At 34.6% G+C, this 20,261-nt stretch carries 21 protein-coding genes; 7 read left to right on the forward strand and 14 right to left on the reverse strand.

What is annotated here, in order from left to right:
• The first annotated feature begins 94 nt into the window (after positions 1 to 94).
• The 3 genes from IR010_RS08250 (at position 95) to IR010_RS08260 (ending at position 4,694) form a co-directional block, all read left to right on the forward strand.
• Positions 95 to 796: a CoA transferase subunit A gene (locus IR010_RS08250; RefSeq protein ID WP_029271197.1), complete on the forward strand. Its 702-nt coding sequence runs from the start codon at positions 95 to 97 to the stop codon at positions 794 to 796.
• Between the two features lie 95 nt (positions 797 to 891).
• Positions 892 to 1,545, forward strand: coding sequence for a CoA transferase subunit B (locus tag IR010_RS08255; protein ID WP_194567477.1), 654 nt, complete (start codon positions 892 to 894; stop codon positions 1,543 to 1,545).
• 368 nt (positions 1,546 to 1,913) lie between these two features.
• Positions 1,914 to 4,694, forward strand: coding sequence for a M4 family metallopeptidase (locus tag IR010_RS08260; protein WP_194602990.1), 2,781 nt, complete (start codon positions 1,914 to 1,916; stop codon positions 4,692 to 4,694).
• Positions 4,695 to 4,760: 66 nt separating this feature from the next.
• Here the strand turns inward: IR010_RS08260 and IR010_RS08265 are convergent, their stop codons facing one another.
• Both IR010_RS08265 and IR010_RS08270 read right to left on the reverse strand, forming a co-directional pair.
• The gene (locus IR010_RS08265; protein WP_029271191.1) at positions 4,761 to 5,279 is read right to left on the reverse strand and encodes a DUF6646 family protein; all 519 of its coding nucleotides are present in this window, start codon (positions 5,277 to 5,279) and stop codon (positions 4,761 to 4,763) included.
• 48 nt (positions 5,280 to 5,327) lie between these two features.
• Positions 5,328 to 6,062, reverse strand: a complete 735-nt coding sequence (locus tag IR010_RS08270) for a metallophosphoesterase family protein (RefSeq protein WP_029271189.1) — start codon at positions 6,060 to 6,062, stop codon at positions 5,328 to 5,330.
• A gap of 159 nt (positions 6,063 to 6,221) precedes the next feature.
• Between IR010_RS08270 and IR010_RS08275 the strand changes: the two genes are divergently transcribed.
• From IR010_RS08275 to IR010_RS08285, 3 genes are all read left to right on the forward strand, one after another.
• Positions 6,222 to 6,722, forward strand: coding sequence for a hypothetical protein (locus tag IR010_RS08275; protein WP_194602993.1), 501 nt, complete (start codon positions 6,222 to 6,224; stop codon positions 6,720 to 6,722).
• Positions 6,723 to 6,825: 103 nt separating this feature from the next.
• Positions 6,826 to 7,908: a DNA polymerase IV gene (gene dinB, locus IR010_RS08280; protein ID WP_029271185.1), complete on the forward strand. Its 1,083-nt coding sequence runs from the start codon at positions 6,826 to 6,828 to the stop codon at positions 7,906 to 7,908.
• 95 nt (positions 7,909 to 8,003) lie between these two features.
• Positions 8,004 to 8,504 carry a PAS domain-containing protein gene (locus IR010_RS08285; protein ID WP_029271183.1) on the forward strand — a complete coding sequence of 167 codons (501 nt, stop codon included), beginning with the start codon at positions 8,004 to 8,006 and terminating at the stop codon, positions 8,502 to 8,504.
• A gap of 82 nt (positions 8,505 to 8,586) precedes the next feature.
• Here the strand turns inward: IR010_RS08285 and IR010_RS08290 are convergent, their stop codons facing one another.
• From IR010_RS08290 to IR010_RS08335, 10 genes are all read right to left on the reverse strand, one after another.
• Positions 8,587 to 10,191, reverse strand: coding sequence for a fumarate hydratase (locus IR010_RS08290; RefSeq protein ID WP_194567469.1), 1,605 nt, complete (start codon positions 10,189 to 10,191; stop codon positions 8,587 to 8,589).
• 70 nt (positions 10,192 to 10,261) lie between these two features.
• Positions 10,262 to 10,861 carry a hypothetical protein gene (locus tag IR010_RS08295; protein ID WP_317174440.1) on the reverse strand — a complete coding sequence of 200 codons (600 nt, stop codon included), beginning with the start codon at positions 10,859 to 10,861 and terminating at the stop codon, positions 10,262 to 10,264.
• A 148-nt stretch (positions 10,862 to 11,009) separates the two neighbouring features.
• The gene (locus IR010_RS08300) at positions 11,010 to 11,681 is read right to left on the reverse strand and encodes a hypothetical protein (RefSeq protein ID WP_194602997.1); all 672 of its coding nucleotides are present in this window, start codon (positions 11,679 to 11,681) and stop codon (positions 11,010 to 11,012) included.
• 24 nt (positions 11,682 to 11,705) lie between these two features.
• Positions 11,706 to 13,145, reverse strand: coding sequence for a nucleoside recognition domain-containing protein (locus tag IR010_RS08305; RefSeq protein WP_194602998.1), 1,440 nt, complete (start codon positions 13,143 to 13,145; stop codon positions 11,706 to 11,708).
• Positions 13,146 to 13,257: 112 nt separating this feature from the next.
• A complete protein-coding gene (locus IR010_RS08310) occupies positions 13,258 to 14,331 on the reverse strand; it encodes a winged helix DNA-binding domain-containing protein (RefSeq protein ID WP_194603000.1) in 1,074 nt (357 codons plus the stop codon).
• Between the two features lie 83 nt (positions 14,332 to 14,414).
• A complete protein-coding gene (locus IR010_RS08315) occupies positions 14,415 to 15,128 on the reverse strand; it encodes a 3'-5' exonuclease (RefSeq protein WP_194567463.1) in 714 nt (237 codons plus the stop codon).
• Positions 15,129 to 15,256: 128 nt separating this feature from the next.
• Positions 15,257 to 15,733, reverse strand: coding sequence for a methylated-DNA--[protein]-cysteine S-methyltransferase (locus IR010_RS08320; RefSeq protein WP_194603002.1), 477 nt, complete (start codon positions 15,731 to 15,733; stop codon positions 15,257 to 15,259).
• Between the two features lie 150 nt (positions 15,734 to 15,883).
• Complete coding sequence (locus tag IR010_RS08325; RefSeq protein ID WP_194603005.1) at positions 15,884 to 16,708, reverse strand: SDR family oxidoreductase; 825 nt, start codon at positions 16,706 to 16,708, stop codon at positions 15,884 to 15,886.
• A gap of 221 nt (positions 16,709 to 16,929) precedes the next feature.
• Positions 16,930 to 17,379, reverse strand: coding sequence for a GNAT family N-acetyltransferase (locus tag IR010_RS08330; RefSeq protein WP_194603009.1), 450 nt, complete (start codon positions 17,377 to 17,379; stop codon positions 16,930 to 16,932).
• On the reverse strand, positions 17,364 to 18,266 hold the full coding sequence (locus IR010_RS08335) for a LysR family transcriptional regulator (protein ID WP_029271168.1): 903 nt from the start codon (positions 18,264 to 18,266) through the stop codon (positions 17,364 to 17,366). The genes IR010_RS08330 and IR010_RS08335 overlap by 16 nt, the downstream gene beginning before the upstream one ends.
• Before the next feature lie 146 nt (positions 18,267 to 18,412).
• On the opposite strand from IR010_RS08335, the gene IR010_RS08340 reads away from it, so the two are divergent.
• On the forward strand, positions 18,413 to 18,808 hold the full coding sequence (locus IR010_RS08340; protein WP_194603012.1) for a rhodanese-like domain-containing protein: 396 nt from the start codon (positions 18,413 to 18,415) through the stop codon (positions 18,806 to 18,808).
• A 126-nt stretch (positions 18,809 to 18,934) separates the two neighbouring features.
• On the opposite strand, the gene IR010_RS08345 is transcribed toward IR010_RS08340, so the two are convergent.
• Positions 18,935 to 19,354, reverse strand: coding sequence for an SRPBCC family protein (locus IR010_RS08345; protein WP_029271164.1), 420 nt, complete (start codon positions 19,352 to 19,354; stop codon positions 18,935 to 18,937).
• Positions 19,355 to 19,360: 6 nt separating this feature from the next.
• Positions 19,361 to 20,227: a tetratricopeptide repeat protein gene (locus IR010_RS08350; RefSeq protein ID WP_194603015.1), complete on the reverse strand. Its 867-nt coding sequence runs from the start codon at positions 20,225 to 20,227 to the stop codon at positions 19,361 to 19,363.
• Between the last annotated feature and the right edge of the window lie 34 nt (positions 20,228 to 20,261).

A 20,261-nucleotide genomic window follows, 5' to 3' on the forward strand; every position in this document is an offset into this window, starting at 1 on the left:
TTTTGAAGTCAATTTTATTTTTTACGAAATCGTTATAATTTAATCTAAAAATCTTATTTTTATCAAAATTATACGGTAATAAAGACAGTTTGTTATGATAACAAAAAAAGTAAATAACGTGCAGGAAGCGATTAACGGAATCGAAAACAGCATGACCATTATGTTTGGCGGTTTCGGATTATGCGGTATTCCTGAAAATACGATTGCGGCATTGGTAAATACCTCAATTTCAGATTTAACTTGTATCTCAAATAATGCAGGTGTTGATGATTTTGGTTTGGGATTGCTGTTGAAGAAAAAACAAATAAGAAAAATGATTTCATCTTATGTGGGTGAAAATGCCGAGTTTGAACGCCAAATGCTTTCAGGAGAATTAGAAGTAGAGTTAACGCCACAAGGAACTTTAGCAGAACGCTGCCGTGCGGCTCAAGCGGGAATTCCTGCTTTCTTCACGCCAGCCGGTTACGGAACTGAAGTTGCTGAAGGAAAAGAAGCTCGTGAATTCAATGGGAAAATGCATATTATGGAACATGCTTTCAAAGCTGATTTTGCTATTGTCAAAGCATGGAAAGGCGACGAAGCGGGAAATCTTATTTTTAAAGGAACCGCCAGAAACTTTAATGCATGTATGGCAGGCGCAGCAAAAATTACAATTGCTGAGGTCGAAGAATTAGTTCCGGTTGGCACTTTAGATCCAAATCAAATTCACATTCCGGGAATTATGGTGCAGCGAATTTTTCAAGGAGAGAAATTCGAAAAGAGAATCGAGCAACGAACAGTAAGACAGAGAGCGTAAGTAGATAAGTAGAAAATGTGATAATTAGATAATTAATTTAGATTGTGCTGAAGCATTATCCAATTATCTAATTTCCAAATTGACACATTATAAATATGTTAACAAAAGAAGATATAGCAAAACGAATTGCTAAAGAAGTTAAAGACCGATATTTTGTCAATCTTGGAATCGGGATACCGACTTTGGTTGCGAATTACGTGAGAGAAGATATTGCGGTAGAGTTTCAAAGTGAAAACGGAGTTTTAGGCATGGGGCCTTTTCCTTTTGCGGGAGAAGAAGATGCCGATATTATTAACGCAGGAAAGCAAACGATTACTACACTTCCGGGTGCGAGTTTTTTTGATTCGGCTTTTAGTTTCGGAATGATCCGAAGTCAAAAAGTAGATTTGACGATTTTGGGTGCAATGGAAGTTTCAGAAAATGGAGATATCGCCAACTGGAAAATTCCAGGTAAAATGGTTAAAGGAATGGGAGGCGCAATGGATTTAGTGGCTTCCGCTGAAAATATCATTGTTGCGATGATGCATGTTAATAAAGCAGGAGAATCTAAAATTCTTAAAAAATGTACCTTACCATTAACAGGCGTAGGATGCGTAAAAAAGGTTGTAACGGAGTTAGCAGTTCTGGAAGTGACAGAAAACGGCTTTAAGCTCTTAGAACGTGCGCCAGGTGTTTCTGTTGAGCATATTATAGCTTCAACTGAAGCTGATCTAATAATTGAAGGAGAAATTCCAGAAATGAATATATAGTTAGTTTCTTTTTTAACTAACAACACGTCTTTAGGCTGGCTTTTAAAGCTAGCCTTTTTTTGTAAGATAAATCGAGATCGTGCTTTTTTAGGATTTTTAAATGATAGTTTTATTTGTAAGTATTAAATAAGTTTAAAATATTAAATATCAATAGTATAATTGGTTTTATGTGGTATTTATTGTAGGATTATTACAATTTGTTAAATAAAAGTAAATTTAGAATAAAAAGTGTTGCATTTTATCGATTAAAGGCAAATTTAATCGACTATCTGACAAATTTAAAATACTTTTATCCAAAAATAAAGTATTTACTTACTTTTAAATACTTTGTTGTAATCCAATTTAACCAATCTTAAACCAAACTTATTATGAAAAGAAAATTACCTAAAATTTTATTGGCCACAACTGTTATCCTTATTTCGCTCAATGTGTCTGCACAAGAAACAGACAAAAGAGTAAGCAAGAAAGATCTCTCCGAAAATGGTTTGCCTAGTTTAATTACATTTAATGATAAATCAGCCTACAAGGGTTCTGATTCACAAAAAGTTTTTAAAGAACAATTAGGCTTAAAAGACAATCAGTCTTTTTCAAAAATTAAAATAGAATCGGATAAGGAAGGTTTTACTCATGAAAAATTTCAATTGTACGAACAAGGAATTAAAGTGGAGTTTGCCAATTACACCTTACACTCAAAAGGCGGGAAATTAGTTTCGATGAATGGAGAATTTTATGCTCTTGAGAATGTCAATGTAACTCCAAAATTATCAAGTCAAGCTGCATTTGATAAAGCAATAGCCTACACAGGAGCAAAACAATATTTATGGGAAAAACCAGCAGATGCAGCTGCAATGGATTATGAAAAACCAACAGGCGAACTGGTTTTATTGCCAGCGATGGAAGAGCAGGGGCAATTAAGAAAAAGTGATAAAGTGCGATTGGCGTATAAATTTGATATTTATGCTACTGTACCTTTAAGTCGCGGCGATCTTTATATTGATGCTGAAACTGGAAAAGTTTTGTTTTACAATGCCACAATTAAACATCTTGGAGAATACAGTCACGGCAAATCGAATGCTGATGGAATTCAAAAGCAAAAAAATAATGTGTCTTCAAAAATGGCAGTTGTAGCAGCAAACGCAGCAACTCGTTACAGCGGCACTCAAACTATTCAAACTAGTTTAAGTGGCTCATCGTATATTTTGTCAGATGTTACTCGTGGAAATGGAGTTCAAACTTATAATTCTGCAAGAACGGCAACTTATCCAACAACAAATTTTACCGATGCTGATAACAACTGGACTGCTGCTGAATATAATAATACAAATAAAGATAACGGAGCACTTGATGCACATTGGGGAGCTGAAATGACGTATGATTATTGGTCGGCTGTTCACGGCAGAAACAGCTATGATAATGCTGGAGCAAAAATCAAAAGTTATGTGCATTATAATTTAATTGCAGCCGGATATTCAAGTAATAATAATGCTTTCTGGAACGGAAGTGTTATGACTTACGGAGACGGAAGCGGAACTGGAGGTTTTGATATCTTAACTTCTATAGATGTTGCAGGACACGAGATTGGGCATGCAGTATGTACATACACAGCAAATTTAGCATACCAAAAAGAATCTGGAGCGATGAACGAAGCTTTTTCGGATATTTGGGCAGCCTGTATTGAATATCGCGCAGCACCAACAAAATCAACATGGTTAGTAGGTGAAGATATTGAAAGAAGAACTGGACATTTGGCTTTACGTTCTATGAGCGATCCAAACTCTGAGGGTCAGCCAGATACTTATGGAGGAACGTATTGGGTAAATGTAAGCTGTACACCAACAAGCAACAATGATTATTGCGGTGTTCACACCAATTCAGGAGTATTAAACCATTGGTTTTATATTTTATCTGTTGGTAAATCAGGAACAAACGACATAGGAAGTGTTTATAACGTTACAGGAATTACAATCGATAAAGCGGCTAAAATTGCTTTCCGTTTAGAAAGCGTTTATTTAACCTCAAACTCGACTTATGCAAATGCGAGAACTTCAGGTATACAGTCTGCTATTGACTTATATGGCGCTGGTTCTGCAGAAGTTATTGCTACAACAAATGCATTTTATGCCGTTGGTATTGGAGCCGCTTATTCAGGACCTACAGATGCAGTGGCACCATCAGCACCAACCGCACTTGCTGCTTCTGGAACAACAGGAACAACAACAAATTTATCGTGGACGGCCTCTACAGATAATGTGGCAGTAACAGGATATGATATTTACCAAGGAACAACTTTAAAAGGTTCATCTACAACTACAAGTTACACGGTTACTGGATTAACTGCTTCAACTGCCTATACTTTTACGGTAAAGGCTAAAGATGCAGCAGGAAATGTTTCTGCAGCTAGTAATGCTGTAAATGTTACCACTACTGCGACTACAATAACGTATTGTACTTCTAAAGGAAATAGTGCAGCAGACGAAAGAATTGGCAAAGTAGTTTTGGGTACAATTAATAATACTTCTACTGGAACTACTGGGTACGAAAATTATACTTCAATTTCTACAAATGCAACAAGAGGAACAGCGTATACAATTACAATTACGCCAAGTTGGACTTCTTCTGTTTACAGTGAAGGATATGCTGTTTTTATAGATTACAATCAAGATGGCGATTTTGCAGATTCTGGTGAAACTGTATTTACAAAAGCCACATCAACTGCAACTCCAGCAACAGGTACAATTACAATTCCATCAACTGCAACACTTGGAACAACGAGATTAAGGGTTTCTATGAAGTATAACGGAACTCCAACATCTTGTGAGACTTTCTCATACGGTCAAGTGGAAGATTATTCTATAAATATAACGGCTTCTGGCGCAGTTGTCGATGAGGAAATTGTAGCAGGATTAGTTGAAACTACTGAAGCTTCAAGTTTTGCATTATATCCAAATCCAGTAGAAAATGAATTAAATGTTTCTTTTTCTAACAGCAGCGGTTATTCGTATAAAATTACAAATACATTAGGTCAGCAGCTTAGTTCTGGAGAAATCTCTGGAAGTGCTATCGATGTAAGCAAGTTGGCTACAGGATTTTATATTATTGAATTAAATAACGGCAACAAAAAGATTATCAAGAAATTCGTTAAAAAATAAATTGTAATTTTAGAAAAGGAAAAGCCTTGCAATTGCAAGGCTTTTTTTTATGAGAATTTATAAAATTTACAAATTAAAAGAAGCTCCCAAACTAAAAGTCGCCTGATTGTTTAGGTGGTCAAAATAATCATTTTTGTCACTGTATTTTGCAATTGGAAAACCAATTTCTGTAAAAACACCAAATCCTTCAGTAAAAAAATAACGACCGCCAACGTGACCGCCAAAATTGCGTAATCCTAAACTCAAACCAGGATAAATATCTAATTGATCAACACCAATAACACTGCTTAAGTTAGCATTGATTCTGGCTTTGGCATCAAAACGGTCACCAAAATCCGGAGATACTGTTCTAATTTGGTTATTAACAAAAACATTACGGTCTTCTACTCCTAATAAATAATTTGAAACAAATCCGAAAGAGAAATTTTCTCCCAAACCAAAATCTACAGAACCTTGAATTCCTGAACCACCATCTTGTATATTAGCACCAATATTAACTTTGACATCTCCTTTTCCTGTATAGGCATGCTGTGCATGAGTGAATCCAAATGATACTAAAAACAAAAGCGTAATTACTTTTTTCATAAACTTAAATATTAATTGTTTTAAAATGCAAAAATATATTTTTATACATTAATTCCTACCTTTTTCGTTGGCATATAATTCGTTTAAAGGATCACTTTGCCAGAATTCCTTGGTGTCAACATTCAAAATTGTCAAAGGACCTTTGAATGCTGCGCCTGTATCGACATTCCAGACACATGCTTTTTGAACCGGGACCGTTTTTCCAATTCTTGTAACCGGAGTATGCCCAATATAGATTTCTTTATACAATGTAAAACGTTTTGGGTAATAAGGATCATCTACACTTAAATTTGGATCTAAAGAAAGAGCGGTTTCCCAAAGTGTTCTGTCCCAATAAAACAGTTTCGGAAAATATTCCCACATTACACCACTTAAATTGGTAAAACCTGCGTGAACAAAAAGTCGGTTTTCATCGTCAAGATGATAATCCTGCAAAGATTCGAGAAAGGCAATATGCGTTTTCTTTTTTTCTTCAGAAAGTTTCGAATACCCTTCAACAGTAGCGCGTCCGCCATGTTTGTACCACATTTCTTCGTCAAAATTTTCATGTCTGTTCTCAAGCCAATCTAAGGCAAGCTGATCATGATTTCCTCTAATGCAAATACAGTTTTGTTTGCTTTTTAAATCAATAAGGTAATCGATAACTTCTGCAGACTGACTCCAACCGTCAACGTAATCGCCTAAAAATATAAGAGTATCTTTTGTAGTAATTTCGGCTTTTTTCATCACTTGTTCAAGCGCGAGTAATCCGCCGTGTATGTCGCCTATAACAAATGTTCGCATTTTATTTTATTTCGAGTAGAAGTACAAAAATAAAGAAAATGATTTGTTTGAGATCATTAAGTTGCTAATCTTTGCGAAACTGAAGATCGTTTTTGTTTTGAAGATCTTTAGAGCAAATCAATTGTATTAACTAAATCAAAACCAAAAAACCAATTTAACATGAAAAAAAATTTTACTATTTTATTTTTAATTCTTACGCTGGCGGGCTATTCGCAACAACTCTCTTATAAAAGTGGCGGAACAGTTTATAATGCTGAAAACAAACGACTTAATTCTAATGAAGTTCGAAGTTTGCTAGCCAATAATTCTGAAGCGTTAGCACTTTATAATGCAGGAAGAAGTAAAAAAACTTTTGGAAATGTTTTCTTTTATGGTGGTTTGGGACTTGTAACAGCTAATTTACTTTTTGGAATGAATAGTGACCCCAATTATTCATCAGGAGGCTATAATCCGAATCCTTCTGAAAAAACAAATATGACAGCTGCAATTATTGGTGGCGCTTTAATTGTCGCTTCAATACCAATAAAAATAGGATATCCAAAGAAAATCAAATCGGCTCTGGAAAAATACAACAGCGGTTTGGCCACTACTTATAAGCCAGCGCCTAAAACAACTTTAGTTGCAAGTGCAAATCAAATTGGTTTTAGAGTTGAATTTTAAGAATTTCAAAAGATAAAAAACAGAAAGCTATAATTGTAAAATTGTAGCTTTTTTTATGACTATTTTGATCCCATTTTGGTGTTTTCCTATTTAAATTTGTAACATGTCTGAATCGCCTACATATCGAAAAATTATCCATATTGATATGGATGCTTTTTACGCGTCTGTAGAACAGATGGACAATCCTGAATTACGCGGAAAACCTGTTGCTGTTGGAGGTTCAGAAAACAGAGGAGTAGTTTCGGCGGCGAGTTATGAAGCAAGAAAGTTTGGTGTTCGCAGTGCTTTGAGCGGGACATTGGCCAAAAAATACTGCCCAGAAATTATTTTTGTGCGTCCGCGTTTTGATCGCTATAAAGAGATTTCGTCTAAAATTCATAAAATCTTTCACGACTATACTGATTTGGTTGAACCGCTTTCGCTAGACGAAGCGTATCTCGATGTCACGCAAAATAAAAAAGGAAACCCAAGTGCCAGTTTGCTTGCACAGGAAATTAGACTCCGTATATTGAATGAAGTTGGGTTGACGGCTTCAGCGGGAATTTCTGTCAATAAATTTGTCGCTAAAATTGCGAGCGACATCAATAAACCCAACGGACAAAAAACAGTAAATCCAGATGAAGTTGAAGCTTTTTTAGAAGAATTGCCTATTCGAAAGTTTTATGGCGTTGGAAAAGTAACAACTGAAAAAATGTATCAGCTCGGAATATTTACCGGAACAGATTTAAAAAGCAAATCGTTAGAATTTCTAGAAAAACATTTCGGAAAGTCGGGCGCTTTTTATTATAAAGTGGTTCGAGGTATTCACAACAGCGAAGTAAAATCGCACCGAATCACCAAATCAGTTGCAGCAGAACATACTTTTGATGTAAATTTATCATCAGAAATTTTTATGCTAGAACAACTTGAAAGAATTGCAACATCACTAGAAAAACGACTGCAAAAGCATAAAATTTCTGGAAAAACAGTAACGCTTAAAATCAAATACAGCGATTTTACGCAACAGACCAGAAGTAAAACTTTACCTTATTTTATTTCAGATAAAAGCTTGATTTTAGAAACGGTTGAAGAATTATTGTATCAAGAAAAAATGAAGGATTCTGTTCGGTTACTCGGAATTTCATTAAATAATTTGAATACAGAAGAAAAAAAAGCGGTTGTTGTACAGCTGAAATTTTCGTTTTAATAAACTTCAACATACGTTAAATGAGGGTTTACGTAATTAAGTTTCCAATTTTCTCGCTATCTTTGAGATAACTGCAGTCTTTAAACTCTTTCAAAATGAAAAATACTAACTCTGAAGAAGCTTTGTTTCGTAATTCAGTACCAATTATGGCCTGGGATTTTCATTATGAATATGTAAATGAATTGAAAGCTGTTTTTGCTGATTTGAAAAAAGTAAATAAAATTTCAAGCCAGTTTTCCTGGGATGAAGAAGATTTGAAAATTGAGGAAAGAATTAAAGCCGAGGTTGTTGTGGTTACAGATTTGAATCTCAAAATCGTTTTTGCCTCTAACCGAATTAAAAGCATGACAGGTTATACAGAAGCTGAAATATTAGGGAAAACCCCAAGAATATTTCAAGGACCCACAACATGTCAGACTGTTTTAAAAGAGATAAGAGAAGCAATAAAAAGCCAAGTTCCGTTTGAAAAAATAATCGAAAATTATAAAAAAAATGGCAAACCGTACAGTTGTAAAATCAATGGTTTTCCTATTTATAATTTAAAAGGAGAAGTGTCGCATTTTATAGCTTTTGAGCAAAATGCCCTAAGCGCTTAATTAACGGCGGCAGTAAACAAGTTTTATATACAAAAAACCGCCCAAAAGGCGGTTTTTTGTATATAAAACTTAGAAACTCAAATTATAAATTTTCGAAAAAGTCATTTCCTTTATCGTCTGTAATAATAAACGCAGGGAAATCTTTAACCGTGATTTTGCGCACAGCTTCCATTCCTAATTCTTCAAAATCTACAACTTCAACTTTCAGGATGTTGTCTTGTGCTAAAATTGCTGCAGGACCACCAATAGAACCTAAATAAAATCCGCCATATTTGTTGCAGGCATCGGTAACTTGTTTGGTACGGTTTCCTTTGGCAAGCATAATCATACTGCCGCCATGTTTTTGAAATTCATCTACATAAACATCCATACGTCCAGCAGTTGTTGGTCCAAAACTTCCTGAAGCCATTCCCTCTGGCGTTTTTGCTGGACCTGCGTAATAAACAGGGTGATTTTTAAAGTATTCCGGCATTGGTTTGCCTGCTTCTAATAATTCCATGATTTTTGCATGCGCAATATCGCGGGCAACAATCACAGTTCCGTTCAATTTTAAACGTGTTTTAATAGGATATTGCGTTAATTTAGCTAAAATATCAGCCATTGGCATGTTCAAATCAATTTCAACTGGCGCTTCTAAATGCGGTGCGGTTTCTGGTAAAAATTGTTTTGGATTTACTTCTAACTGCTCAACGAAAATTCCATCTTTCGTAATTTTTCCTTTAATATTTCTGTCTGCAGAACAAGAAACTCCCAGTCCAACCGGGCAAGAAGCTGCATGGCGTGGCAAACGAATTACACGAACATCATGCGTGAAATATTTTCCGCCAAACTGAGCTCCAATAGCACTTTCCTGGCAAATTTGCTGTACGCGCTGTTCCCATTCGATATCACGGAAAGCCTGACCAGACATATTTCCAGTAGTTGGCAAATGATCGTAATATCCGGCAGACGCTTTTTTAACGGCGCTTAAGTTCGCTTCCGCAGAAGTTCCGCCAATTACTAAAGCCAAATGATAAGGAGGACAAGCCGAAGTTCCTAAATCTTTAATTTTTGCACGAACGAAAGCATCCATAGATTTTTCATTCAGCAACGATTTTGTCTGCTGGTATAAATAGGTTTTGTTTGCAGATCCACCGCCTTTTGCCATAAATAAGAACTCGTACGAACTTCCTTTTTTAGCATAAATATCAATTTGAGCCGGAAGATTCGAACCTGAATTTTTTTCTTCAAACATCGAAATCGGAACAATTTGCGAATATCTTAAATTACGTTTTTGATAGGTATTAAAAATTCCTCTGCTAAGCCATTCTGCATCATCAACACCTGTAAATATACTTTCGCCTTTTTTTGCCATTACAATCGCTGTTCCGGTATCCTGACAGCTTGGTAATTGTCCTTCGGCTGCGACCGAAGCATTTTGAAGTAAATTGTAAGCCACAAAACGATCGTTGTCTGTTGCTTCTGGATCGTCAAGAATCTTTCGTAGTTTTTGCAAATGTGATGTTCTTAGCATAAACGAAACATCTGTTAAAGCTTCTTCAGCTAATAATTCTAAACCTTTAGGATCAACGGTTAAAACTTCACGTTCTCCAAATTGCTCCACTTTTACAAAATCAGAGGTGATTTTGCGGTACTGCGTATCATCCTTTAAAATAGGATAAGGGTCTTGGTATATAAAATCAATCATTTCTTTGTTTTTGGCAAAGTTAAAAATTATTTACCTAAGAAAGAATTTGAATAAGGGCTATTAAAAGGGTTTAATTTTGTTTGTAAAAGTCATCAAAACTCATTTTCTTTTGGAAATAAGGCTTGTCTTTTGCAGAAAGTAATTGCTTTTCCCAATGATTTCCGCTTAAGCGAAAGACAATTGAGTCTGAGTATGTAACAGTTCCCATATTCTCATCATTATCATCAGGTCCAAAAGCAACTGTCTTGCAATAAAAAGATTCAGGATTGGCTTTCGCCGAAGGATTTTCGAATTCAACCCAGCTTCCCCAGCCACTATCAGACATCGTGTACCAATCGTAAACCAATTGTATATCATTGTTTTTTAAATAATACAAATAATGGCTCTGATTGTAACCACAGGCAGGATATCCAAAACTAATTTGGATAAAAGGAGAGCTGCTTTTGGTACTTTGTTCACCCAATCCGTAAACAACACTCCATTCTGATCCTTCTTCAATGCCTTTGATGGTAATTTTTGTTTCAGCAGTTTTAGTTTTATCAAAATAAAAATCAAGTCGGTATTTTCCCGTTATAACGCTGTCTTTATCCATTTTTTGATCTAACAGATATGCTAAAATATAATTACTCTTTGAAGTTTCTTCCTCAGTATTTACAATAACTGTGTCCACCTTTAAGAAGTTTTTTTCTATAGCAATTTTTTCTGTTTTTTCTTTAGAAAGAGAACTTGCTATTTGGGATTGATGTTTCGGTTTTTGGCAGCTTATCAACAGAAATAAAAAGAAAAGAGAGGAGATTTTCATAATGTAAAGATGCTTCTTATTTTAATTTTACAACGCTTAGTTTCTTTTGTTTGTAAAGTTCAGCAAGTGATATTTTTTCTCCATTCAAATAAAAAAGCTGATTCTCAAATTTAACTTCGTTAGGATCAATTAGAAAATAATAATTATCACGATCGTTAAGAATGCTCAAATTTTCATAGTTTAATGTTATCATTTCAACATAATTTATGATATTCAGTTTATAAGCTTCTTCTAGTGTTATTGGATTATCATTGTATCTAAGAGAGAGTTTGTCTCCTTCTCCGGGCATTCCAAACCACGGAATTGCTTTTGCAGAAACTAATGAAATATATTCAGGAAATTTATTAAAGACAAATAATTTCTTTTCAAAGTTTTCAAAAAACTCAGGCAAAGATTTTTTCTCAAACGGTTCGTTGTAATCCCAAAAAAAGATACCCTGATTTTGCCAGGACGGATCTTGAAGGTTTTTTTCAGTATTGCTATCCCAATAATGCATGTACAATTCGCGGGGCAGAAAAGTGAGGATCGAATCGTTAATCAACCAATCAATTCTATTAGGTTCGAATTTATTTTCTTCATGTTCAATTTTTTCAATAGGTTTAGTTTCCTCAGTAAATTGAACATTTTCAGTATTATTAACGATTTCAATTTCCTCTTTTTTACTAAAAAAGCTTTTAAATATATTCACGTTTTTTATTTTGATTAGATAAATTTAAAAAAACCAAGTCGCCACAAAAATTGCCGTTATCACACAAATAAGATCTACCAAAAGCATTGTTCCCAGTGCATAACGCGTATTTTTGATATTAATCGAACCAAAATAAACCGCAATTACATAAAAAGTACTTTCGGCACTGCACTGAAAAATACTGCTTAATCTTGCCGTTAAAGAATCTGCTCCAAACGTATTCATCGAATCGATTAAAAATCCGCGGGATCCGGCAGAACTAAAAGGACGAAGCATAGCAACCGGCAACGCATTTGTAATTTCTTTATTTACTCCCAAATTCGAAAAAACAAAAGCAATTCCGTCGCTGATAATTTCGAATAAACCACTGTTTCTGAAGAGCGAAATAGCAACTAACATTCCCAATACATAAGGAAAAATAGTAACTCCGGTTTTTACGCCATTATTAGCGCCTACCACAAATGTTTCAAAAACTGTCGTATTTGCCTCAGTAAATTTCTTTTCGTTTATGAATGAAAAAATCAAGGTGAAGGCAATAATTCCAATTAATATTAGTCCAGAAAGATTAGAGGTAAAGTAATTTTTTCCAATTAAATCCAAATGATTTACATACATCAAAAGCCCAACAATTGCAGCTATTAATCCCATTAAAACGATAAGAAGAGAAGCACTTTTGAAGTTGATTTTTTGTTTAATTCCCACAATTAAAAAAGCAGCAATAGTACCAATAAAAGAAGTAATGATACATGGAAGCATAACATCGGCAGGATTACTTGCGTTTGCAGCCGCGCGATATCCAATAATTGAAGTTGCGATTAAGGTTAAACCAGAGGCATGAAGACACATAAACATAATTTGCGCATCACTTGCCCTGTCTTTGTCCGGATTTATTTCCTGTAAACTTTCCATAGCTTTTAGTCCAAATGGCGTTGCAGCCGAATCCAATCCCAAGAAATTGGCAGCAAAGTTTAAAGTCATGTACGATATCGAAGGATGATTTTCTGGAATACTTGGAAAAACCTTTACAAAAACGGGACTCAAAGCTTTAGCTAATTTTCCAGATGCTCCAGAAATAATTAAAAGTTCCATTAAGCCACAGAAAAAGGCTAAATAAGCAATAAGCGGTAAAATTAAATCGAGTAAAGTTGTTTTGCAGGTAGGTAATAAACCATCAGATTTTTGAAGCCCGCTGTAAACTTTTACGGTTTTGTTTTTAAAAACATAAGTTGTGTCAGCATTAAGAGTATCACGATTGATAGTCATGCTCTGATCTGGTGCTTTTTTAATACTGTCTTTAATAAATGCAGGAAGCTGATCAATGTATTTTTCTGAGACTAAAACAGGATCATCTTTCTTGCCATTTAGTACAGAATCAATAGTATAAGTGTTGGCAGTAAATAAACTGACAGCAATAAAGAAAATTGAAGATATAAAAATCACTAACCAAAATCTGCTTAATACCATAATGCTAATATTTTTTGTAAATATAATTATTTAGCGATAGTATGCGCAAAGATTTTATTGATCAAACTAGAAGTATCTATTAGAAAACACAACATTTTAATGAAAAACCGATTTATTCAATAATGATTTTGGTTTCCAGATAATTTTCAAAAGCTTTGATTCCTTTAAACAAAACTTCTTTTTTATGTTTTTGGGTTTCGTTAAAAAAATCGGTTTCTATTTTTGCGTACTCTTTTTTGATGGTTCTTTTCCAAGTTCCAATAACTTTTCCGTTTTCAAGAATAATGGGTTTGAAAATGCCGTTATTAGTAAAAGCTTTAGCTTGATGCTCAACTAAAATTGAAGCTTCACGAGTTTTATAAGAAATTAAAATCTCATCAAATGCGGGTAGAAAGTGTACACTTTCGCGGAAGTTGTCTTCATCAGAAAATTGATTTCCGAAGTAATAAGTTTGATTTTCAATTGCAACAGAAGTCAATTGCAACTCAATTGCATTAACTGCATTTTTGCAGGTTGTAGGTGGAAATCCGGACCACCACGAAAAGTCAAGAAGTGTAGCAGGGCCGTGACTTTCGAAATATTTGAGGGCTAATTTTGCAAGACCTTCTTCTATAGTTAATTTAGATTTTGGTTTTAAAACTCGCTCTTCGAGTAAAGCATACGTAATTTGTTTGCCTTTCATTCTTCCATTACAAACCAAACCGTCAAGTTCTGCATTCATCATAATTGCAGCACTTAAAAAATCTGCAGAGGACGTTTTTTTAATATCGAGTTCCTGCATAATCTCCTCTCGTGTCAAATGATTGTTTCGGGCTAAAAGCTTTGCAATTTTAGAATTTGCCTGATCGAGTTTTTTGGCATCATAACCGTATTTTTTGCCCGCAGCAACCGTGAATTTTTTCACTTGCGGAGCAGAAATATCCAGCATCCAGTAAATATCTTCAGCAGAAACAAAATGCCAAGTTGGACGCAAAATATGAGTTCGGATTATCTTTGCGGAATTTACAGCTTCTTCAATCTCTTTTTCAGTAGCGTTACAACGGGAACCAATTGCCCATTTTGCCATCGCATAATCCTGAGCCTGCATGGCACCTAAATGATGTACGATTTGTTGTGGAGAATTGTGATTCTTTTCAAGAAGTTTTTGTGCTGCAAGTCGATAATATGAAATTTCCTGATGCGTCATTTTCTAAACAATTTAAATTCTGGAATTTATAAGGAGCTAACCTTTGTACCGCTGCATCTTTTCGCTTTGTAACTTAAAAAAACTCATACATGAATAATCTCCTCATCAATCAGTAAATCTTCTCTGCGCAAGCGAAGAAAAATCTGTGCCACAGCAATTGTATCTTTTTCACAATAGGTTACAATTCGGTCAATATCTTTTTCGACGTAAAAAACATGTGCAACCTGACTTCCGTCAATATCGCCTTTTGGCGATGGGATGCCGAGAATCTTTGTCAACAGTTTCAAAGAAGTAAAATGTTTGTAATCGCCAAACTTCCATAACTCTAAAGTATCCAAATGCGGAATTTCCCAAGGTTTTTTGCCGAATAAATTCAGTTTGTCTGGAATGGCAATTTGGTTGATAATCATACGGCGTGCAATAAACGGGATATCAAATTCTTTCGCATTATGCCCGCACAACAAATGTTGAGGTTGATTAAAATGATTATTCAGCAGATTATTAAAGTCTTTTAAAATCTTTTTTTCTTCTCCAAAAAAGGAAGTAACTCTAAAATTTCGAATATCGCCTTTGATGGTGAAATACCCAACAGAAATACAAATAATTTTTCCGAACTCTGCCCAAATACCGGCGCGGTCATAGAATTCTTCTGGCGTAAAATCGTCTTTTCGCTGATATTGTGTTTTATGATCCCAAAGCGATTGCATTTCCGCGTCAAGCAAATTGAAATTTTCTTCTTCAGGAACGGTTTCAATATCTAAGAACAGGATATTATTAAGATTTATTTTTTCAATCATATTTTTAATTTAAACACAGATTACACTAATTAGCACAGCTGTTTTGAGTAAAACAATTATATAGAATCTTCTGTTTTGTAAATATAAAGTTATAATTTTAATTCGTGCAAATCTGTGAAATTTGTGTTTTAAAACAAACTCTGCTGTATACTTGGATTTTCATGCTCGAGCAACCATTTTTTGCGGAACAAGCCACCGGCGTAACCTGTTAAGGATCCGTTTGTACCAATAACACGATGACACGGAACTACAATCCAAAGCGGATTTTTTCCATTTGCGGAAGCAACCGCGCGAATTGCTTTTATATCGCCTAGTTTTTTGGTTTGGTCCATATAACTTACCGTTTTCCCGTACGGAATCTCCAATAAAGATTTCCATACTTTCTGCTGGAATTCTGTGCCTTTTGGATTTAGCCTTAAATCGAAATCGGTTCTTTTTCCTTCAAAATATTCATTTAACTGGCAAACAGCTTCTTTTAAAACTTCCGGAATTTCTTTAGAAACTTCGTTTAAACCAACATCCGAAACAGAAATAACAGCAATACCGTTTTCGTCTCCAATGATTTTGGTGATTCCTAAAGGTGAATTGATGTAAACTGTTTCCATTTTTTAACCGCAAAGGCACTAAGGTTTATCGCAAAGTTCGCAAAGTTTTTGTTTTAAACCATAAAAGTCGTGTATGTAAATTTAAGGTTTCGGAATTTACTGTTAATCCCACAATGTTAGATTTAAATGAACTTATATCAATTATATGGTTTAATACTTATCTAACGTAAATTGAAAATTTAAATCAGATTCTACCTTTTCGCTTGAAATGGTTTTTTTGACATTCGATTTTTCAAAGTTGAATCTCGGTAAATCAAGATTTTGCAATTTCGCTTTTTGCGTATAATATTCCTCTCTTGTGGGATGAAAAGGCGCAACAGCATTAAAAACTTCATTCCACTTGGATTGGTTGATGATTTCTTCAATGATTCTGACACAATCATTTTGATGAATTAAGTTGACAGGCGCATCTGGATTTTCAAGATTTTCTTTGCCGGCTAAGAACTTTACAGGATGGCGGTCTTCACCAATCAATCCGCCGAAACGAAGAATTGTAGTTTCAAAATTTTTATTTTTTTGAAGAATAGCTTCTGCCAAAAGCAATTGTTTGCCGCTTTCAGTTTCTGGATTCGGAATCGTTTTTTCTGTAACCCATTCGTTGTCATCCCCATAAACAGAAGTCGAACTCACAAAAAGCACTTTTTTTATAGTTGATTGCTCTATAAACGGAATCAAGGTTTGAATTTTTTCTACAAAGATTTTTCTCGAAGAATTTGATGAATCCGAATTGTTTCCACGCAATTTTGGCGGAATATCAATGATTAAAATTTCGCTTTCCGCTAAAAAATCAGCTATGTTTTCTGAAACAGATTCACTTTCAAGCACAACCAAAAATGGATTTATTCCAGCGTCTTTTAAAACAGAAAGTTTATTTTCCGAAGTAGTTGATCCGTTTACCGAATGTCCATTTTCAATTAATTTTTTTGCTAAAGGCAAACCTAGCCAACCACATCCTAATATGCTTATTTTGCTCATTTTTTGTTTTTTAGGTGAAAAGATACAAAGGTACAAAGGTGAAGGAGCAAAGTTAGGATTATGTACACAAACTTGTCATCCTGAGGAACGAAGGATCACACAAGTAGCTCCGCATACTAAATCGCCAATCGTTGTCGAGTTTCAAGTGCGATCCTTCGTTCCTCAGCATGACAAAAAACTCTGCTACTTTGCGAGATTAAATAACTCTTGTTTTAGTTATATCACAAATTCAAAGTAAACCGAACTTTGTCTTTTCCTTTTGCACCAATTCTATTATAAAATTTAATGGCTCTTTCGTTAAATTCAGGCGTTTGCCATTGTATGTTGATGCAATTTTTGGCAATACCAATTTGTTTTAGTTTTTCAATTAAAACTTCCCCAATTCCAAAACTTCTGGCGCTTTCTTCCAAAAACAGACAATCCATGTAAATAAAAGTTCCAGCGTCCCACGTTGAAAAGTCAAAAGTATATGAAACGTAGCCTAAAATGTCCTTATCCGTGGCAACAACCAAGCAATATAATTTCGGATGTTCATCAAATAATGCTTTTTCTAAAAGTTCTTGTTTTCCTTCTGGAGAAAAAGAAGCTTTTTCGTATGCAGCATGTTTTTGGCATAAAACAACGAGCTTAGGCAAATCAGCCACTTCGCAGTTTCTTATTGAATATTCCATTGCAAGTTGATTTCGGTTTGTAAAAAAGTTATAAAATGATGAAAATAAGCCGGATATTCCTGATTGTCTCTAACTGCAATAAAATGTTTTCTTTTTAAACCGTTTTTGCCAATTTTAATCGCTTTTATGGGATTGTTTTTTAAATGTGGCAACAATGCCCATTTAGCCATCGACATCACGCCCATATCAGCCTTAACCATTTCTAGAGAAGCTTCGGTAAGTGGCAACGCAGTTATTTTTTTGGGAGTTACTTTGGCTGGAGCCAAAACAAACTGATGAATCGTCACAGTTTCCATCGGAAGTGAGTGAATTAGCAAATGTTCGTTTATAAAATCTTCAGCAACGACATACTTTTTGTTCGTCCAAGCATGATTTTCAGAAACGGCCATAACAACTTCGTCCTGAAAAAGTTCTAAATATTTGATGTTATTATCATTAATCTGATCGCTGATAATCGCAATATCAATTGTGTTTTCAAGTAATTTTTGCAGCGGCATATGAGTGGCTTCGGTCACAATTTTTAAATCAACATTCGGATACAGCAAATGAAACTGCTTCATAACCGAAGGAAGCCAATGATAACTCGAAAAACATTCGGTACTAATTCTGATTTCGCCATGTTCTCCAAAAACCATTTGTTTAATCTGAGTTTCAGTCTGCGAAAGTTTGTCTAGAATTTCATTAGCCAATTCATAGATTTTTTCGCCAGCTTTTGTCAAAACCAGCTTTTTATTGGTTCTCAAAAAAATAGCAGTTCCCAATTGATATTCAGCTTCTTTAAGCTGATGACTCAAAGCTGATTGCGTCAAATGCAATTTGTCAATCGCTTTGGTAATGCTACCTTCTTCAACAATTGCTTTTATTAATCGTAAGTGACGTATTTCCATTTTTTGAGAATTAGTATACAAAGGAACAAAATTTTAGAATGGCTTTTCTATGAAAAAAAGTAATCAAGTTGATGAATTCTTTTCGTTTTTACGGGAGTTATGGCTGCATTACTTTTGAAAAAACAAAATCATAAAAACTAAAAAACATGGAAGCACAAATTAAACATTATGAAAACAAATTGGCATTTGAAATGGATCCGTCAGATTTGTTTGATGCCTTGAATAACGGAGAAAAAGTAATTGCTTTAGATGCAAGAAAAGCATTTGGATTTGAAGCAGAGCATATTCCAACAGCGATTAATATGCCGCATCGCGAAATGACGGCTGAAAGTACACAACACCTTGATAAAGAAGTTTTGTATGTAACCTATTGCGACGGAATTGGCTGTAACGCTTCAACAAAAGCGGCGTTGAACATGACAAAATTAGGTTTTAAAGTCAAAGAATTAATTGGCGGAATAGAGTGGTGGAAGTTTGATGGTTATGCAACCGAAGGAACAAAAGGGGTTAAATCTGGTTTAAAAATAGAATGTGCTTGTTAGAGGTACAGAGGTTCAAAGGTTCAAAGGTTCAGAGGTTTTCGGCATATATTAAAAAAATAAAAACACAATAAAAATAGTGCTTTTTAATCTTTGTGACTCTGAACCTTTGAACCTTTGTACCTAATTTTAAGATTCGATTAAAGCTTTTAAACTTTGAAGAATCGGGTTTTCTTCGCCTTGCGGTTCTTCTTGAACTGCGCCCGGACGATTGTCTTCCTGAATTATTTCGAGCTTGGTTTTCTGATTTTCTTCAGATAAAACATAGCTCATAATAAAATAATTTTCTGGTTTGTCTTCTAATTCCGGTCTTGGAAAAAACAAAGAATATTTGATTTTCTGATTCGGAACAACTTCTAAAACGGTTCCCCATTGTTCGAAAACCTGACCTTCCCATTCATTTCTAAACCTGATTTCATTGCCAACTTTCCAATCAGTAATCAAATCACTTCCATATTGCCATTGTTTAACCAGATCTGGCTGTGTCAAAGTTTTCCAAACTTTTTCACTGGATGCATTCAGGACGATTGTAGAAATATTAGTTGCCATATCATTCTAGTTTAATGTTGTTCTTTCTGCTATTTTTTTGAACAGCTCTTCTTTATTTTCAGATTTCATTTTTTGATAAATGGCTCCCAAAAGCTGTTCAGAATCTTTTACATATTCTGATTTTTCGCTTGTATAGATAATGTGAGCAATAAAAATATTGTCAAGCGCCTTTTCGTCATCATTTAGAAGAAAATAATTTTTTCCGGCACCAAAGTAACCCTCAGCATTATTTGGCTGATATTGAATTAGTTTTTCGTAATATCCAACAGCAGTTTTAAAATCTGATTTTAAGCTATACGCTGTTCCAATATTCATTAAGGCCATATCACCTTCTGGAAAAATTTCCAGCGATTTTTTATAATATTTTATGGCATTATCAAAATCATCTAATTGTCTATAGCAAACCGCGATATCATCAAGCGCCAAAACAAAATTTGGATCTTCTTTTAAGGAAAGTTGTAAACTTTCAATCGCCATTTTGTAATTCTTGTTGCGCATTAAATCTTTGGCAATTGTATACGAATTCTGTGCATTTTTATTTTTAGAATTGACATAAAAAGCGGCGCTTTTGTCTTTTGGTGCTTCAGGTACAAATTTTGGACAGTTTTTAATTACTAAATCTTGTACTTTTTGAATCATGCCCTGAATTCCCTCAACTGTATTAAGCGATTCTCTCACTTTTGGATCTTTGTCATTCAATATGATTTCTGACATTGAAGCGGTTAGACAATCTCTAAAAGCATTTTCGGTAATTATTCCTGAACTTTTACTTAAGCAATCGCACGATTTAGTTGCTATTTTCTCTTCGACAGCTTGCGCATATAAGGTTGGAAAGCTTGCAATTGCTATAAAAAGCAGGAATTTATTCTTCATATTAAAATTATAAACGTTTATTATTAATGAAATT

Source organism: Flavobacterium sp. MR2016-29 (assembly GCF_015350695.1).
Classification (GTDB): domain Bacteria; phylum Bacteroidota; class Bacteroidia; order Flavobacteriales; family Flavobacteriaceae; genus Flavobacterium.

What these genes read in the sequence shown, in the direction of transcription:
- IR010_RS08285 (WP_029271183.1), top strand. Translation starts at nt 8,004, where the DNA reads ATGAAAAATACTAACTCTGAAGAAGCTTTGTTTCGTAATTCAGTACCA.
- IR010_RS08340 (WP_194603012.1), top strand. Translation starts at nt 18,413, where the DNA reads ATGGAAGCACAAATTAAACATTATGAAAACAAATTGGCATTTGAAATG.
- IR010_RS08255 (WP_194567477.1), top strand. Translation starts at nt 892, where the DNA reads ATGTTAACAAAAGAAGATATAGCAAAACGAATTGCTAAAGAAGTTAAA.
- IR010_RS08305 (WP_194602998.1), bottom strand. Translation starts at nt 13,145, where the DNA reads ATGGTATTAAGCAGATTTTGGTTAGTGATTTTTATATCTTCAATTTTC.
- IR010_RS08270 (WP_029271189.1), bottom strand. Translation starts at nt 6,062, where the DNA reads ATGCGAACATTTGTTATAGGCGACATACACGGCGGATTACTCGCGCTT.
- IR010_RS08275 (WP_194602993.1), top strand. Translation starts at nt 6,222, where the DNA reads ATGAAAAAAAATTTTACTATTTTATTTTTAATTCTTACGCTGGCGGGC.
- IR010_RS08315 (WP_194567463.1), bottom strand. Translation starts at nt 15,128, where the DNA reads ATGATTGAAAAAATAAATCTTAATAATATCCTGTTCTTAGATATTGAA.
- IR010_RS08260 (WP_194602990.1), top strand. Translation starts at nt 1,914, where the DNA reads ATGAAAAGAAAATTACCTAAAATTTTATTGGCCACAACTGTTATCCTT.
- IR010_RS08350 (WP_194603015.1), bottom strand. Translation starts at nt 20,227, where the DNA reads ATGAAGAATAAATTCCTGCTTTTTATAGCAATTGCAAGCTTTCCAACC.
- IR010_RS08310 (WP_194603000.1), bottom strand. Translation starts at nt 14,331, where the DNA reads ATGACGCATCAGGAAATTTCATATTATCGACTTGCAGCACAAAAACTT.
- IR010_RS08250 (WP_029271197.1), top strand. Translation starts at nt 95, where the DNA reads ATGATAACAAAAAAAGTAAATAACGTGCAGGAAGCGATTAACGGAATC.
- IR010_RS08330 (WP_194603009.1), bottom strand. Translation starts at nt 17,379, where the DNA reads ATGGAATATTCAATAAGAAACTGCGAAGTGGCTGATTTGCCTAAGCTC.
- IR010_RS08265 (WP_029271191.1), bottom strand. Translation starts at nt 5,279, where the DNA reads ATGAAAAAAGTAATTACGCTTTTGTTTTTAGTATCATTTGGATTCACT.
- IR010_RS08290 (WP_194567469.1), bottom strand. Translation starts at nt 10,191, where the DNA reads ATGATTGATTTTATATACCAAGACCCTTATCCTATTTTAAAGGATGAT.
- IR010_RS08325 (WP_194603005.1), bottom strand. Translation starts at nt 16,708, where the DNA reads ATGAGCAAAATAAGCATATTAGGATGTGGTTGGCTAGGTTTGCCTTTA.
- IR010_RS08320 (WP_194603002.1), bottom strand. Translation starts at nt 15,733, where the DNA reads ATGGAAACAGTTTACATCAATTCACCTTTAGGAATCACCAAAATCATT.
- IR010_RS08335 (WP_029271168.1), bottom strand. Translation starts at nt 18,266, where the DNA reads ATGGAAATACGTCACTTACGATTAATAAAAGCAATTGTTGAAGAAGGT.
- IR010_RS08345 (WP_029271164.1), bottom strand. Translation starts at nt 19,354, where the DNA reads ATGGCAACTAATATTTCTACAATCGTCCTGAATGCATCCAGTGAAAAA.
- dinB (WP_029271185.1), top strand. Translation starts at nt 6,826, where the DNA reads ATGTCTGAATCGCCTACATATCGAAAAATTATCCATATTGATATGGAT.